The sequence below is a fragment of the Micromonospora taraxaci genome (assembly GCF_007830095.1).
Classification (GTDB): domain Bacteria; phylum Actinomycetota; class Actinomycetes; order Mycobacteriales; family Micromonosporaceae; genus Micromonospora; species Micromonospora taraxaci.
In genome coordinates, this window is sequence record NZ_VIWZ01000001.1 from 4,548,194 (window position 1) to 4,563,728 (window position 15,535).

The following is a 15,535-nucleotide window of genomic DNA, read 5'->3' on the forward strand; positions in this document are numbered from 1 at the left end:
GTCAGGCGATGCCGAACTTCTTGCCGAGGAGGTCGAACATCTCCTCGTCGGTGGCGTCGGCGAGGGCTTCGCCCGCGGTCTCCACCGGCTCGGCGCGTCCGTGCTTCCAGTCCGCGACGAGCGCCTGCATGCGGGTCATCAGCCGGACGTACGTGACGTCGTCCGGTTCGAGGCTGTCCAGGGCCGCTTCCAGGCGGTCCAGGTCGTCCACCGCGGAGGTGTCCCCCGTCCCGCCGCACAGGCTGTCCAGGAAGGCGGCGAGCGTTGTCGGGTTCGGATAGTCGAAGACCAGCGTGACGGGCAGCCGCAGCCCGGTGGCGGCACCCAGGCGGTTGCGCAGTTCCACGGCGGTCACCGAGTCGAAGCCCAACTCCTGGAACGCCTTCTTCGGCGGCACCTCGTCGGCGGAGGCGTACCCGAGCACCGTGGCCACCTGCGCCCGTACCGTGTCGAGCAGGGCCTTGGCTCGCTCGGCCGGCGGCAGGCCCGCGAGGCGCGCGGCGGCGCTCTCGCCGGCTCCGTCGCCGTCGCGGGCGATCGCCGCGAGCACCTGCTGCGCCTCCGGGATCGCGCTGACCAGGGGGCTGGGTCGGGTCGCGGTGACCGCGACGAAGAACCGTTCCCACCGGATGTCGGCGACGGTGAGGAACGGCTCGTCGTGCTCCACCGCCTGGCGCAGGGTGGTGATCGCCAGCTCGGGTGCCATTTCGGCGACGCCGTGCCGGGTCAGCAGCTCACCGAACTCCCCGTCGGCCATGCCGCCGCCACCCCAGGCGCCCCAGGCGATCGCGGTGCCCGGCAGGCCGAGCGAGCGACGGTGCTGCACCAGGGCGTCCAGGTAGGCGTTCGCGGGAGCGTAGTTGCCGACGCCGGAGCTGGCCACCGTGCCGGCGAACGAGGAGAACGTGATGAACGCGTCCAGGTCCAGGTCCCGGGTCAGCTCGTGCAGGTGGCGCGCGGAGTCCACCTTGGCGCGCAGGACGCCGTCGACGCGGTGGGTCTCCAGGGCGTCGATCACGCAGTCGTCGAGGACGGCGGCGCTGTGCACCACTGTGGTCAGCGGTGTCTCGGCGGGGATCGCGTCGATCAGCGCGGCCAGGGCGTTGCGGTCGGCGGCGTCGCAGGCGGCCACCGTGACCGTCGCGCCCAACGTGGTGAGGTCGTCGCGCAATGCCTCGGCGCCCGGTGCGTCCGGGCCGCGGCGGCTGACCAGCAGCAGGTGCTCGGCGCCGTGCGCGGCCAACCATCGGGCCAGCTGGGAACCGAGACCGCCGGTGCCGCCCAGGATGAGAGTGGTGCCGCGCGGCTGCCAGCGGCGGGCCGGGCTGCGGCCTCCGACCGGGGCGCGCATCAGCCGCCGGCCGAGGAGGCCGGGCGCACGGATCGCGGTCTGGTCCTCGCCGGTCGCGCCGGAGAGCAGGGCGCAGAGCAGGTTGGCACCGCGCTCGTCGAGGGTCGCGGGTAGGTCCACCAGCCCGCCCCAGCGTTCCGGGTGTTCCAGGGCGGCCACCCGGCCGAAGCCCCAGAGCAGCGCCTGGGCCGGGTTGGCCAGGGGGTCGTCCGGTCCGGTGCCGATCGCGCCCCGGGACGCGCACCACAGGGGCGCGCCGATGCCGAGGTCGCCGAGGGCCTGCACCAGGACGACGGTGGCGGCGAAACCGCGCGGCGTGGAGCGGTACCGGGCCAGGACCCGCTCGTCCAGGGCGAGCAGGGACAGCACGCCGTCCGGACGGTCACAGTCGGCCGCGTCGAGGGCCAGGGTGAGCTGGGCGGCCAACGCGGTCCGGTGGACGTCGAACGGGTCGATCTCCACCGGCACCACCCGCGCGCCGCCGACTCGCAGAGCCGAGCTGACCTCGGCCGGCAGCGGCGAGTCGATCCCGGCCGGTACGGCGACCAGCCAGGTGCCGGTGAGACGGGCCGGTTGGTTTGGGACGCGGACCCACTCGTCGCGGTAGCGCCAGCTGTCCAGCTTCGAGCCGGTCTGCCGCTGCCGCCGCCACGACGACAACGCCGGGAGCAGGTCTCCCACCGCCGCCGGGTCGACGCCGATGGTCTCGGCGAGCACGTCCGCGTCCTGCTGCTCGACGGCGTTCCAGAAGACCGCGTCGTCAGTGCTCGCGGCCACGACGGCGGGAGCCGGGGGCCGTTGGCCGCCCAGCCAGTACGGCCGGCCCTGGAACGCGAAGGTCGGCAACGGCACGGTGCGCCCCTGCGGGTGGACGGTTGCGAAGTCGACTGCGGCACCGTGCACGTACGCGGAGGCCAGCGAGTGGGTGAACCGCCGGAGCCCGCCGTCGCCGCGCCGCAGCGTGCCCAGGACCACGGCGTCGCCGCCGTGGTCCTCGGCGAGGCCGGTGAGCCCGGCGATCAGCACCGGGTGCGGGCTGATCTCGACGATCAGGGCGTGACCGGCTTCCAGTGCGGTGTGCACGGCCAGGTCGAGGCGGACCGGGTTGCGCAGGTTGTCGTACCAGTAGGCGGCGTTCATCGCGGTGCCGTCGATCGGCGTGCCGGCGACCGTGGAGATGATCGGCACGGTGCCGGTGGTCGGCGTGATCCCGTCCAGGAGCCGGGCCAGCTCGGCCTCGATCGGTTCCACCTGGGCGCAGTGCGAGGCGTAGTCCACCTGCACCTGCCGGGCGCGGACCCCGGCCGCCTGGGCTGCGGTCAGGAAGGCCGCGACGTCGGCGCCCGCCACGACCACACTGGACGGGCCGTTCACGGCCGCGACGGCGATCCCGTCGGTGAGCAGCGGTTCGACGGTGGCGAGTGGGGCGTTCACCGAGACCATGCCGCCGGTGCCGGACAGTGCGAGCAGGGCGCGGCTGCGCAGGGCGACCACCTTGGCGGCGTCGGTCAGCGACAGCGCGCCAGCCACGCAGGCGGCGGCGATCTCGCCCTGTGAGTGGCCGACGACCGCGCCGGGTCGTACGCCACGGGAGATCCAGGTTTCGGCGAGCGAGACCATCACCGCCCAGAGCGCGGGCTGCACCACGTCGACGCGGTCCAGCGCGGTCGGGTCGGTGGAGCGCAGCACGTCCAGCAGCGACCAGTCGACGTACGGTTCGAGGGCGGCGGCGCACTCGGCGATCCGGGCGGCGAAGACCGGCTCCTGGTCGAGCAGTTCGGTCGCCATGCCGAGCCACTGTGAGCCCTGGCCGGGAAAGACGAAGAGCGGTCTGCCGGCGAGCTGCCGGTCGGCGCGGGGTGCGCTGCCGTCGGGAAACTCGGCGAGGCTGGTCAGCATCTCGTCCCGGTCGGCGCCGACGACCACGGCACGGTGGTCGAAGGTGGCCCGGGTCCTCCACAGGGAGTGGCCGACGTCCGACGGCGTGAGCGAGGGGTGCCGCGTCAGGTGGTCGTGCAGGCGGCGGGCCTGCGCGACGAGGCCGGCCTCGGTGCGTGCCGAGATCGGCCAGGTGGCGACCGGACCGTCGGTCATGTCGGTGGTGTCGACGGGGGCCTCGGTCGGCGGCTGCTCCAGGATGATGTGCCCGTTGGTGCCGGAGACGCCGAAGGACGACACCCCGGCCCGGCGCGGGTGCCCGGTCTCCGGCCACGGAATCGTCTCGGTGAGGACCTGCGCGGCACCCGTCGACCAGTCCACGTGTGAGGTGGGCGCGTCGACGTTGAGTGTCTTCGGCAGGATCCCGTGTTGGATGGAGAGGACTGCCTTGATCAGCCCGGCGATACCGGCCGCCGACTGGGTGTGCCCGATGTTCGACTTGACCGAGGTGATCCAGAGCGGGTTCTCCGCCGGCCGGCCCCGGCCGTACGTCTCCAGCAGCGCCTGCGCCTCGATGGGGTCGCCGAGGGTGGTGCCGGTGCCGTGCGACTCGACGGTGTCGACCTGGTCCGGGGTGAGTCGCGCGTTGGCGAGCGCGGCCCGGATGACCCGCTCCTGGGCCGGCCCGTTGGGAGCGGTGAGGCCGTTGGAGGCACCGTCCTGGTTGGTCGCGCTGCCGCGCACGATCGCCAGGATCGGGTGGCCGTTGCGCTGTGCGTCGGAGAGCCGCTCGGCCATGATGATGCCGACGCCCTCTCCCCAGGCGGTGCCGTCGGCGGCTTCGGCGAAGGGCTTGCACCGCCCGTCCGCCGCCAACCCCTTCTGCCTGCTGAACAGGATGAACGCGCCCGGTGCCGCCATGATCGTGACGCCGCCGACCAGGGCCAGGTCGCACTCGCGCGACCGCAGTGACTGGACGGCCCAGTGCATGGCGACGAGCGACGACGAACAGGCCGTGTCCACGGTGACGGCCGGGCCGCCGAACCCCAGGCTGTACGCGATCCGGCCGGACGCGACACTGGTGGTGGTGCCGGTGCCGAGGTACATGTCGACGCCCTCGGGGGCCTCGTGCAACGCGGTGCCGTAGTTCTGCTGGGTGATGCCGACGAACACGCCGGTCTGGCTGCCGCGCAGGCTCTGCGGGTTGACGCCGGCCCGTTCGATCGCCTCCCAGGACGCCTCCAGCAGCAGCCGCTGCTGCGGGTCCATGGCGAGCGCCTCGTGCGGGCTGATCCCGAAGAACGCGGCGTCGAAGTCCGCGGCGTCGTCCAGGAACGAGCCCTCCCGCACGTAGCTCTGGCCGGGTGCGTCCGCGTCCGGGCTGTAGAGCGACTCCAGGTCCCAGCCCCGGTCTGCGGGCAGGGGGCCGAGCGCGTCGCGCTCGCCGATGAGCATCTGCCAGAGGTCGTCCGGCCCGCGTACGCCTCCGGGGAACCGACAGCTCATCGAGACGATCGCGATCGGCTCCCGGTCACGGTTCTCGGCCTCGTGCAACTGCTGCTTGGTCTCCTGAAGGGTGGTGGTGACCTTCTTGAGGAAATGGCGAAGCTTCTCGTCGTCTGCCATCACGACACTCCGAACTCTCGGGTGATGAACTCGAACATCTCGTCGTCGGTGGCCGACTCGAGGTCCTGCGTCACGTCCGCGGCGCCGGTGGGCTCCAGCCCGGCCAGCAGGTCACGCAGGCGGCTGGTCACCTGCTCGCGTACCGATCCGTCGCCGGGCAACGTGGCCACGGCGGCCTCGATCCGACTCAGCTCGGCCAGCAGCGGCTCGGCCGCCCCGGCCTCGTCCGGCACCACCTGCGCCCGCAGGTACGCGGCGAGCGAGTGGGCGTTCGGGTAGTCGAAGACGAGGGTGGCGCGCAGCCGCAGGCCGGTCGCGACGTTGAGCCGGTTGCGCAGCTCGACGGCGGTCAGCGAGTCGAAGCCCAGTTCCTTGAACGGCAGGGTCGGGTCCACGTCGTCGGGGCCCGGGTAGCCGAGGACGGCGGCGACGTTGGCGCGTACCACCTGGAGGACCAGGGCGTCGGCGTCCTCGTCGGCGAGACCGGCGAGCCGCTGGGCGAGGCCCACGACCGACGGGCCGCCGGCCGGTTCGGCGACCGGCCGGGCCGCGCCTCGGACCAGACCGCGCAGCAGCGCCGGCACGGTCTCCGCCGGCTGGTGGCGCAGCCCGGCCAGGTCCAGGTCCGCCGGGACCAGCAACGGCTCGTCGAGTACGCCTGCCGTGTCGAACAGGGCGAGCGCACGGGCGGTCGGCAGTCGACGGACGCCGCCGCGTGCCACCCGGCGCAGATCGGCGCCGTCCAGGTGCCCGGTCATGCCGCTGGCCTGCTCCCACAGGCCCCAGGCCAGGGATTCGGCGGGCAGGCCGAGCGCCCGCCGGTGCCGGGCCAGCTCGTCGAGGAAGGCGTTGGCCGCCGCGTAGTTGCCCTGTCCCGCGCCGCCGAGGACGCCGGCCGCCGAGGAGAAGAGCACGAACCGGGCGACCTTGCGGTCCCTGGTCAGCAGGTGGAGGTTCCACGCGGCGTCGGTCTTCGGTGCCAGCACGGCGTCGATGCGGTCCGGGGTCAGCGCGGTGACGACGCCGTCGTCCAGTGCGCCTGCCGCGTGCACCACTGTCAGTGGTTGGTCGGCGGGTATCCGGTCGAGGACCGCCGCGAGGGCGTCCCGGTCGGTGGCGTCGCAGGCCTCCACGACGACCTGGGCGCCGAGCTCGGTCAGGTCGGTGACCAGGGCGTCCACCCCGTCGGCGGCGCGTCCGCGACGTCCGGTCAGCACCAGCCGCCGGGCCCCGTGCTCGGTGACCAGGTGTCGGGCGAGCAGCCCGCCGAGGGTGCCGGTGCCACCGGTGATCAGAACGGTGCCGTCCGGGTCGCCGCCGGCGATGTCGGTACGCGGTTCCGGGGCCACCGGGACCGGTGCCAGTCGCGGGGCCAGCGGCCGACCGGCACGGACGACCACCTGCGGCTCACCGGAGGCGACCGCCGGGACGGCCACGGTCAGCGAGGTGGGATCGTCGTCGAGGTCGAGGAGGACGAAGCGGTCCGGGTTCTCCGCCTGCGCGGTGCGGATCAGGCCCCACGCGGCGGCTGCGGCCAGGTCACCGGCCGGGTCGCCGGTGTTCGCCGCGACCGCGCCCCGAGTGACGGCGACCAGTCGCGACGCCCCGAACGCGGGCTCCGCGAGCCATCGCTGCACCAGGTCGAGCGCGAGGGTGGTGCGGTGCCGCGCGCCGACGCCGGGCTCGGCCGCCGCCTGCGGATCCGCTTCGAGCGTCACGAAGACCAGGTCGGGTACGGCCGGGGCGTCCGCCAACGCGGCCAGGTCCGGGTATCCGGTCCCGGCGACGCGGGTGAGCTGGTACGGGTCGACGCCGACGACAGCGGTGGCCGGGGCCGTCCCGGGCAGCACCGGGGTCCAGTCCAGCCGGTACAGCGACTCGTGGTCGCCGCCGCGGGCGCTGGCCAGCCGGTCCGCCGACACCGGCCGCATGATCAGCGAGTCGATCTCGGCGACCGGGGCGCCGGTGCTGTCGGCGACGGTGAACGAGACGCCGACGGCGCCGGCCGGCTTGAGTCGGATCCGGAAGCTGGAGGAGCCGGTGGTGTGCAGGGAGATGCCGCTCCACACGAACGGGAGGCGGCTGCGCTCGGCCGGTTCGCCGTCGCCCATCCGGGTCAGGAAGGTGTTCAGCGACATGGCCTGCAGGCCGGCGTCGAGCAGGGCCGGGTGCATGCCGTACGCGCCTGCGGCGGCCCGGCCGGACTCGGGCAGGGACAGCTCCGCGTAGACGTCGTCCTCGGTGACCCAGGCGGCGCGCAGGCCCTGGAACATCGGCCCGTAGTCGAACGCGGTTCGGCTGACGGCCTCGTAGAACTCGGAGAGGTCGACCGGCCGGGCGCCGGGTGGCGGCCAGGTGGTGAGGTCGGCCGGCCCGGTCGGGTCGGCGGCGGTGCTGATCGCGCCGGTGGCGTGGTGGACCCAGCCGGTGGCGTCCAACGGGTCGCCGGCCTCGCCCTCGTCGGAGCGGGAGCGGACGTTGATGGCGCGCCGGCCGTTGCCGTCCGGCGGTCCCACCCAGAGCTGTAGTTGGCGGGCGCCGCGCTCGGGAACGATCAGCGGGGTGAGCAGTGTGAGTTCTTCCAGCCGCCGGCATCCGGTCTGACCCGCGACGTGCAGGGCGAGTTCGACGAAGGCGGTGCCGGGCATGACGTTGGCACCCATCACCTTGTGTTCGCCGAGCCAGGGGTGGGCCTCGACGGAGAGCAGGCCGGTGAAGAGGACCGCGTCGGAGTCGAGCAGCGGGATGGCGGCGCCGAGCATCGGGTGGCTCGCCGCGTTGAGGCCGGCGGTGGCGATGTCGGCGCTGATCGGGAGGTTGACCTCGTCGACCCAGAACCGCTGGTGTTGGAAGGGGTAGGTGGGAAGGTCGACGGTCCGCGTTGCCGGGATGGCCGTGGTCCAGTCGACGGGTGCGCCCTGCACCCACGCCTCGGCCAGGGCCCGCACGATCTGAGCGGGGCCGCCCTCGCCTCGACGCAGCGTCCCGACGGCCGGAGCGTCCACGCTGTCGGCGATCGCCCCGGTCAGCACCGGATGCGCGCTGATCTCCACGAAGATCCGGTGCCCAGCGGTGTACGCGGCCTGCACGGCCTGGTCGAGCCGGACCGGCTGGCGCAGGTTCTGGTACCAGTAACCGGCGTCCATCTCCCCGCCGCCCTCGACGGTCGAGAACACCGGCACCGAGCCCGGGAGCGGTCGCACCCCGTCGAGCAGTCGGGCCAGTTCCGCCTCCACGGGCTCGACCAGAGCGCAGTGCGAGGCGTAATCGACCTTGACCCGCTTCGCCCGCACCCCGGCCGCCTCGGCGGCGGCCAGGAACGGCTCCAGGTCGGCACCGGCGACGGCGACGCTGGTCGGGCCGTTGACCACCGCGACGCTGACCCCGTCGGTCAGCAGCGGGGTGACCACGTCCAGGCCGGCGTTGACCGACACCATCCCGCCGCTGCCCGACAGCGCGAGCAGCGCCTGACTGCGCAACGCCACGACCTTCGCCGCGTCACTCAGCGACAAGACTCCGGCGACACAGGCCGCAGCGATCTCACCCTGCGAATGACCGATCACCGCATCGGGGGTCACACCCTTGGACCGCCACACCTCGGCCAACGCGACATGCACCGCCCAGAGGACCGGCTGCACCACGTCCACCCGCTCCAACGGATCGTCGGAGCGCAGCACGTCCAGGAGGTTCCAGTCCACGAACGGCGCCAGCGCCGCCGCACACTCGGCGATCCGGGCCGCGAACACCGGCTCGGACTCCAACAACCCGGCGGCCATCCCGACCCACTGGGAGCCCTGACCGGGGAAGACGAACACCACACCGGCGGAACGGGCCACACCGGACACCACAGCGCTGGACGGCAACCCGTCGGCCAGCGCGGCCAGACCGGCACGGTGATCAGGGCCGAGCACCACAGCCCGCTGGACGAATTCGGATCGGCCCAGCAGCGAGTGGGCGACCTCGGCGGCCTCCGACTCCAGGCCGGCGAGTCGGCGGGCCTGATCGGCGACGGCCTTGGTGGTACGCCCGGACAGCACCCATGGCACGTCCGGCGACACGACTGTCGACTCGTCGGCCGGCGTAGCCGGCGCCTCCTCGATGATCACGTGGGCGTTGGTGCCGGAGACCCCGAAGGACGAGACGCCGGCCCGCCGTGGCCGCCCGTACGTCTCCCACGGCCTCGCGTCGGTGAGCAGCTCGACTGCACCGGCCGACCAGTCCACCTCGGGTGTGGGCTCGTCCACGTGCAGGGTGCGCGGCATCGTCTCGTGGCGGATCGCCGCGACCATCTTGATGATCCCGGCGACACCGGCGGCGGCCTGCGCGTGGCCGATGTTCGACTTGATCGAGCCGAGCCGCAGCGGCCGGTCCGCCGGCCGACCCTGACCGTAGGTGGCCAGCAGCGCCTGCGCCTCGATCGGGTCGCCCAGCACCGTGCCGGTGCCGTGCGCCTCCACCACGTCGACGTCGGCGCTGTTCAGGCCCGCGTTGGCAAGGGCGGCGCGGATGACGCGTTGCTGCGACGGGCCGTTCGGGGCGGTCAGGCCGTTGGAGGCGCCGTCCTGGTTGATCGCGCTGCCGCGGACCACGGCCAGGACGTGGTGGCCGTTGCGCCGCGCGTCGGAGAGCCGTTCCACCACCAGGACGCCGGCGCCTTCGGCCCAGCCGATCCCGTCGGCGGATCCGGCGAACGACTTGCAGCGCCCGTCCGGGGCCAGTCCGCGCTGCTGGCTGAACGCGACGAACGCTGCCGGGGTCGCCATCACCATCACGCCACCGACCAGCGCGAGGGAGCACTCCCCCTGCCGCAGCGCCTGGGCCGCGAGGTGCAGGGCGACGAGCGACGACGAGCAGGCGGTGTCCACCGACAGCGATGGCCCTTCCAGCCCGAGCGCGTACGACACCCGCCCGGAGATGACGCTCGCTGTGGTGCTGGTCAGGCCGAAGCCGCCGACGCTGGACGGGTCACGGCCGAGGACGCCGCCGTAGTCCTGGCCGCTGGTGCCGGCGAACACACCGGTCCGGCTGCCGCGCAGCGACACCGGGTCGATACCGGCCCGCTCGATCGCCTCCCAGGAGACCTCGAGGAGCACCCGCTGCTGCGGGTCCATCGCGACCGCCTCGCGGGGGCTGATCCCGAAGAACGCGGCGTCGAAGTCCGTGGCGCCGTCGAGGAAGCCGCCCTCACGCACGTAGAAGCCGCCCGGTCGGTCCGCCTCCGGGTCGTAGAGACCGGCGATGTCCCAGCCCCGGTCCTCCGGGACGCCGGTGATGCCGTCGGCGCCGAGGTCGACTAGCTGCCACAGGTCCTCCGGCGTCCGCACACCGCCGGGGTAGCGGCAGGCCATGCCGACGATGGCGATCGGCTCGTCGGCCGCGACCGGCGCGGCCTCGGTGCTCGCCGCCGTCGGTGCCTCGATGCCGCCGAGCTGTTCGTGCAGGTATCCGGCGAGGGCCTGCGGGGTCGGGTAGTCGAAGATGAGGGTGGCCGGCAGGCGCAGCCCGGTCGCGCCGCCCAACTGGTTGCGGATCTCCACGGCGGTGAGCGAGTCGACGCCGAGTTCGGAGAGGGGCTGCTGCGGCGGGACGGCCGCCGGCCCGCCGTGGCCCAGGACGGCGGCTGCCTGTCCGCGTACGAGATCGAGCAGGGCCCGCTCCCGGTCCGCCTCGGCGAGGGCGGCGAGGTGGGTGAGGAACGCGTTGCCGGCGCGGGTCTTGGCACCCGGCTTGCCTCCCGGCACCCGGACCAGCCCGCGCAGCAGCGCCGGTACGCCGCCCTGGGCGCTCTGGGCCCGCAGCGTGGCGAAGTCCAGCCGGGCCGGCGCTACCACCGGCACCGACGCGGCGATCGCCCGGTCGAAGAGCGCGAGCGCGTCGGCGGACGGCATGGAGACGATGCCGCCGCGCGCGATGCGGGAGAAGTGGGTGTCGTCGAGGTGCTCCGACATGCCGCTGCGGGCGTCCCAGAGGCCCCAGACGAGGGACACCCCGGGCAGCCCGGCCGCCCGTCGGTGCTGGGCGAGCGCGTCCAGGTAGGCGTTCGCCGCCGCGTAGTTGCCCTGGCCACCGCCACCGAGGGTCGCGGCGAGCGAGGAGAACAGGACGAACGCGCTGAGGTTCGCGTCCCGGGTCAGGTCGTGCAGGTGGTGGGCGGCGTCGACCTTGGGTCGCAGCACCGCGCCGACCCGGCCCGGGGTGAGCGCGCTGACCACGCCGTCGTCGGAGACCCCGGCGGCGTGCACCACGGCGGTCAGCGGGTGCTCGGCGGGCACGGAGGCGAGCAGCGCGGCCACTGCGGCACGGTCGGCGGTGTCGCAGGCTTCCAGGGTCACCGCGGCGCCCAGTGTGGTCAGTTCGGCGCAGAGTTCGGCGCTGCCCTCGGCGGCGCTGCCCCGGCGGCTGGTGAGCAGCAGGTGCCGTACGCCGTGCCGGGTGACCAGGTGTCGGGCCAGCAGGCCGCCCAGGGTGCCGGTGGCGCCGGTGATCAGGACGGTGCCGTCCGGGTCGAGCGGGGGGTTCGGCTCCCGGGGCGGGGCGAGCCGGGCCAGCCGGGGCACCCGTACCGTGCCGCGGCGGACGGCGACCTGCGGTTCGCCGGAGGTGACCGCCTCGATCAGCCGGCCCGCGCTTGCCGGGTGCCCGTCCAGGTCGGCCAGGACGAACCGCTCCGGGTTCTCCGACTGGGCCGAGCGGATCAGGCCCCAGACCGGGGCGGCGGACAGGTCGGTCACGTCCTCGTCCGGGCCGGTGGCGATCGCCTGGCGAGTGACCACTACCAGCCGGGCCCCCTCGAACGCCCTGTCGTCCAGCCAGTGCTGCGCGGTGACCAGCGCGGCGATGGTGGTGGCGTGGGTGGACCGGGGATCGGAGTCCGTTCCGGCGCAGCCGGCCAGGACCAGGTCCGGGCGGTCCGCGCCGCCGGCCAGGGCGACCCCGAGGGCCGCGAGGTCCGGGTAGCGGTCCGCGGCGATGTCGGCGAGTTCGGGCAGGTCGTCGCCGAGGATCGCGATCCGGCCGGGGTCGCCGGCGGTGGTCGTGACGGCCGGCCAGTCGACGTGGAAGAGCGTGTCGTCGGTGGTGGCGAGTTGGTCGGCGGAGATGGGACGCAGCGTGAGCATCCGCACCTCGGCGACCGGCTCGCCGGTGGCGTCCGCGACGGCGACGCTCACGTCGGCGTTCTCCGCGATCCGGACGAGGACCCGCAGGTCGGTGGCGCCGGGCGAGTGCAGCGCGACGTCGTTCCAGGCGAACGGCAGCCGGTTGCCCTGCTCGGTGGTCCGGGCCGGCAGCAGGCCGGTGGCGTGCATGGCCGCGTCGAGCAGCGCCGGGTGCAGGCCGAAGTCGGCCGGGTCGGTGCCGCTGCCGTCCGGGATGCGCACCTCGGCGTACGCGTACTCGCCGGCCACCCAGGCCCGCTGGAGAGCCTGGAACGCGGGCCCGTAGGTGAAGCCCTGCGCGGCGAGCCGGTCGTAGAACCCGGTCAGGTCGGCGGGGCGGGCGTCGGCCGGTGGCCAGATGGTGAAGTCCCGCCAGTCCGTGGTGGACGCTTCGACGGCCTGGACCACGCCGACGGCGTGGCAGGTCCACGGCTTGTCCGGGTCGGTGGAGTCGACCGCTCGGGAGTGGATGGTGACGGCGCGGGAGCCGTCGTCCTCCGCCGGGCCGACCGACACCTGCAGTTCGGTGTCGCCGCGCTCGGGCAGCACCAGTGGCGCCTGGAGGGTGAGTTCGCGCAGGTGGCCGGTGCCGACCTGCTCGCCGGCGCGCAGTGCGAGCTCCACGAAGCCGGTGCCGGGCACCAGCACGGTGCCCTGCACGGCGTGGTCGGCGAGCCAGGAGTGCTGCTCCAGGCTGAGCCGGCCGGTGTAGAGGAAGCCGCCGCCGTCGGCGAGCGCGACGGCCGCGCCGAGCAGCGGGTGCCCCGCCGGGCGGACGCCCACGTTGGTCAGATCGCCGGTCCACCGGCGGGAGGTGTCCGGCCAGTACCGCTCGTGCTGGAAGGCGTACGTGGGCAGGTGGACCGGCCGTCCGGCGGGGAGCACGGCACGCCAGTCCGGGGACACCCCGTGCACGTGCAGGCGACCGATCGCGGCGAGCAGCGCCGCCGGCTCGGGGCGGTCCTTGCGCAACGCGGCGACGACCACCTGACCGCCGGTCAGGCAGTCCTCGGCCAGGGCGGTCAGGACACCGCCGGGGCCGATCTCCACTAGTGCGGTGACGCCGGCGTCGACCAGGGCGGCGATGCCGTCGGCGAAGCGGACCGCGTCGCGGACGTGGCGCACCCAGTAGGCGGCGTCCAGCCGTTCGTCGAGCCGGCCGGTGACGTTGGAGACGATCGGGATGCGCGGCTCGTGATAGGTGACGCTCTCGGCGACCCGGCGGAAGTCGTCGAGCATCGGCTCCATCAGCGCCGAGTGGAAAGCGTGGCTGACGGTCAACCGCTTGGTCCTGCCGAAGGTCGCGGCGACCGCCTCGACCGCCTGCTGTTCGCCGGAGAGCACGACCGAGCGTGGACCGTTGACCGCCGCGATCGAGACGCCGTCGGTCAGCAGTGGCAGCACCTCCGCCTCGGTGGCCCGCACCGCGACCATCACCCCGCCGACGGGCAACGCCTGCATCAGGGTGCCGCGCGCGGCGACCAGTGTCGCCGCGTCCGCGAGGGACAGCACACCGGCGACGTGCGCGGCGGCCAGCTCGCCGATCGAGTGGCCGATCAGGTGGTCGGGGACGATGCCCCAGGACTCGACCAGCCGGTACAACGCCACCTCGACGGCGAAGAGACCGGCCTGGGTGTAGGCGGTCTGGTCCAGCAGACCGTCCGGGTTCTCCGCTATCACCCGACGCAGCGGCTGCTCCAGGTGCGGCTGGAGCGCGTCGCAGACCTCGTCGAACGCAGCGGCGAAGACGGGGTACGTGGCGGCGAGGTCGCTGCCCATGCCGGTGCGTTGGGAACCCTGGCCGGAGAAGAGGAACGCGGTACGCGCGGGCTGCCGCTGGCCGGTGAGCACTCCGGTGTCGAGGCGCCCCTCCGCCAGCGCCGCGAGCCGGTGCACCAGGTCGGCGCGGTCACCGGGCAGGATCACGGCCCGGTGGTCGAACGTGCTGCGGTCGGCCGTCAGGGCGTACGCCACGTCACGCAGGTCGACCCGGTCGTCGCCGGCCACCCGCGCGAGCAGTTTCGCCGCCTGCGCCCGCAGCGCCCGCTCGGTACGCCCGGACAGCAGCCACGGTCCGTCCGGTGCGGTGCTGGCCGCCGGCGTGGTGTCGTCGGCAACCTCCGGGGCCTGTTCGAGGACCACGTGCACGTTGGTGCCGCTGACCCCGAACGAGGAGACCGCCGACCGGCGCGGCTCGTCGGTCCGTGGCCACGGCTGCCGGCTGGTGAGCAGTTCGACGGCGCCCTCGGACCAGTCGACCTGCGGGGTCGGCTCGTCGACGTGCAGTGTCTGCGGCAGGACGCCGGCGCGCATCGCGAGGACCATCTTGATGATCCCGGCGACGCCCGCGGCGGCCTGGGTGTGGCCGAGGTTGGACTTGATCGAGCCGAGCCACAGGGGGCGCTGCGGGTCGCGGTCCTGCCCGTACGTGGCGATGAGCGCCTGCGCCTCGATCGGGTCGCCGAGGCTGGTGCCGGTGCCGTGCGCCTCGACCGTGTCGATCTGGTTCGGGGTGAGGCCGGCGTTGGCCAGCGCCCGTTGGATGACGCGCTGCTGCGCCGGGCCGTTCGGGGCGCTGAGCCCGTTGGACGCGCCGTCCTGGTTGACCGCCGAACCGCGGATCACGGCGAGGATGGGGTGACCGTTGCGCTGCGCGTCGCTGAGCCGTTCCAGGACCAGCACACCGGCGCCCTCCGCCCAGCCGGTGCCGTCGGCCGCGGCGGCGAACGCCTTGCACCGCCCGTCGCCGGACAGACCGCCCTGGCGGGAGAACTCGAGGAACGCGCCCGGGGTGGCCATCACTGTGGCGCCACCGGCGAGCGCGAGCCCACATTCCTGCTGGCGCAGGGCCTGCGCGGCGAGGTGCAACGCCACCAGCGACGAGGAGCACGCGGTGTCGACGGTGACCGCCGGACCCTCCAGCCCCAGACAGTAGGAGATTCGTCCGGAGACGACCGCCGCCGCGTTGCCGGTGAGCAGGTGTCCCTCCAGCCCTTCGGAGGCGCCCAGCAGCAGCGTGCCGTAGTCCTGGCCGGCGGTGCCGGCGAAGACACCGGTCTGGCTGCCCTTGAGCGTGACCGGGTCGATCCCGGCCTGCTCCAGGGCCTCCCAGGTGACCTCCAGCAGCATCCGTTGCTGCGGGTCCATCGCTGTGGCCTCTCGTGGCGAGATGCCGAAGAAGGCCGCGTCGAAGTCGGCCGCGTCGTAGACGAAGCCGGCCTGGCGGGCGTCGGAGGTGCCCGCCGCGCCGGTGCCGTCACCGAACAGGGCGTCCAGGTCCCAACCCCGGTCGTCCGGGAACTCGGCCATCGCGTCGCGGCCGTCGAGCAGCAGTTGCCACAGGTCCTCGGGGGTACGCACGTCGCCGGGGAAGCGGCAGCCCATGCCGATGATGGCGATCGGCTCCTGCTCGCCGGCCTCGACCTCGCGCAGCCGTTGCCGCGTCTGGTGCAGGTCGGCGGTGACCCGCTTCAGGTAGTCGAGGAGCTTGTCTTCAGTCAGCATCGCTTGCCAACCCCTCCGG

The 15,535-nt window shown here is 73.9% G+C and carries 2 protein-coding genes; both read right to left on the reverse strand.

Annotated features, from left to right (window positions below):
• Position 1: 1 nt before the first annotated feature.
• Positions 2–4,858, reverse strand: a complete 4,857-nt coding sequence (locus tag FHU34_RS20800; RefSeq protein WP_425280542.1) for a type I polyketide synthase — start codon at positions 4,856–4,858, stop codon at positions 2–4.
• Entirely contained in the window at positions 4,855–15,516 is a 10,662-nt protein-coding gene (locus FHU34_RS20805) for a type I polyketide synthase (protein WP_145783132.1), read from the reverse strand. Before FHU34_RS20805 ends, FHU34_RS20800 begins: the two co-directional genes overlap by 4 nt.
• Positions 15,517–15,535 lie beyond the last annotated feature (19 nt).